This is a genomic window from Nocardioides sp., assembly GCF_024509035.1.
Classification (GTDB): Bacteria; Actinomycetota; Actinomycetes; order Propionibacteriales; family Nocardioidaceae; genus Nocardioides.
In genome coordinates, this window is sequence record NZ_JANINT010000382.1 from 1 (window position 1) to 1,733 (window position 1,733).

The 1,733-nt window shown below is 71.0% G+C and carries 3 protein-coding genes; 2 read left to right on the forward strand and 1 reads right to left on the reverse strand.

Features of this window, described 5'->3' with window-relative positions:
- Positions 1–484: 484 nt before the first annotated feature.
- Positions 485–625: a hypothetical protein gene (locus tag Q0L15_RS21880; protein WP_296606929.1), complete on the reverse strand. Its 141-nt coding sequence runs from the start codon at positions 623–625 to the stop codon at positions 485–487.
- A gap of 104 nt (positions 626–729) precedes the next feature.
- Between Q0L15_RS21880 and Q0L15_RS21885 the strand changes: the two genes are divergently transcribed.
- Both Q0L15_RS21885 and Q0L15_RS21890 read left to right on the forward strand, forming a co-directional pair.
- A complete protein-coding gene (locus tag Q0L15_RS21885) occupies positions 730–1,443 on the forward strand; it encodes a hypothetical protein (RefSeq protein WP_296606931.1) in 714 nt (237 codons plus the stop codon).
- On the forward strand, positions 1,440–1,733 hold a 294-nt coding region (locus Q0L15_RS21890; RefSeq protein ID WP_296606932.1), incomplete at its 3' end, for a hypothetical protein. The genes Q0L15_RS21885 and Q0L15_RS21890, both read left to right, overlap by 4 nt.

A 1,733-nucleotide genomic window follows, 5' to 3' on the forward strand; every position in this document is an offset into this window, starting at 1 on the left:
GCGCACGGTCGCCGCGCATGTGGAGCACGTCCTCGTCAAGCTGGACGCTCCGTCGAGGACGCTCGCCGCCGTGCGCGCCGCGAGACTGGGTTGCTACGTTCCCGCCGCAGCCGCAGCCGCAGCCCGGGGCTGAGGCTCGGCGGTCGGCTGGCGTCAGGGCTCGCGAGGTTGGTCGGCGCGGTGGGTCCCAGTGGCCAGGGGGTGGTGTGGTCGAGGTCGCAGGCCCGGGCGTCGGTCTGGCAGTGGGGGTGTACGCAGTGTCGGTCGCGGAGGATGACCTGTTCGCGCATCCAGGCGGGTGGGTCGTGCTGGCCGACCGCATCACTGCGGTCCTCGACCACAGCGGCTGGTGGGTGCTGTCGATCTCGATCACGGTTCCACCCCAGCACTCGCCACCGACATTCAACGCCCGGTCAGAGAATCCCCTTTGTCCACAAGGGTTCTGAGCACTCGATGTGCCCGGGTGTTTGCTGGGTCGTGTGCCTCATACCGCGCTATAGCGCGTTCTCAGGCACACGACCCGAAAGCCGTCCCGGACGGCGTACCGGATCACGAAGTAGAGGACGGTCAGCCCGACGACGGCGAGGACGATGCCGACGAGCAACCCGAGGATCCCGATGGCCATGGCTCACCGTAACCCGCCCCGCGCTCCAGGAGTTCGTTTCACCGGTGTCGGTGCCGGGTACGGCGATCGCACTGTCGTCTCATCGTGACCGAGGTGTATTCGCCATGGACAACCCAGAAGTCTCCGCCGGACTGTCGGACGCCGAGCTCGCAGCAGAGGACGGCGTCGCGCTGCCCGACAAGGAGGTCGTGTCGATCCTCGACCTCAATGCCGACCTCGACCTCGCCATCGACGCCGCCGCGCCGATCGACCTGGGTGTCGCCGCGAACGCGAACGTCGCCGCTCCCATCGACGCTGTTGGCGCCAACATCCTCTCCGAGGGCTCGACCGCCCAGGCCCTGTCGGACCAGGGCGCGCTGGTCAACCAGGCCGTCAACGCCGATGCGACCGCGAACGCGGTCCAGGACAGCTCCCTGGAGCAGGGTGCCGCTCCAGACGCCGCGGACGCGGCAGCCGGCACGGACGCGGTCGGCACGGATCCGGTCGGCACGACCGCGGGCGACCTGGGCACGGCGGCCGGCGACGTCGGCTCCACCGCGGGCGACCTGGGCACGGCGGTCGGCAGCGCGGCCGACGGCGACCTGCTGAACGTCGACGTCAACCTCGACGGCGACGCCAACATCGCGGCTCCGATCAACGGTGCCGTGGCGGCCAACGCCAACGTCGCTGCCCCGATCGACGCCGCGGTGGCCGCGAACGTCGGCTCGGTCGACAGCAACGCCGTCTCGATCTCCCAGCAGGACGCGATCATCAACCAGACGATCGACGGCTCGGCGACCGCCACCTCCGAGCAGGCATCCGACATCACGCAGCCGTGACCACGACGGGAGAGCGGGAGGAGCCCGCGCGCCACACCGCCCGCTCTCCCGCGACGCCGGCGCCCGCACGGGCGGCCGGCGTACAGCTCATGGGCGAGATGCCCGGCTCGGGCTACCGGGAGACACCGGCCCTCGCGCGCCGGGCCGACGGCCAGGTCGTCCAGCTGACGCCGCTGCTCTACCTGCTGCTCTCGGAGCTGGACGGCGACCGCACGCCTGCCGAGTTGGCGGACGCCCTGTCGACGGCGACGGGGCGGCAGGTCTCCGCCGAGAACGTCGAGCAGCTCACC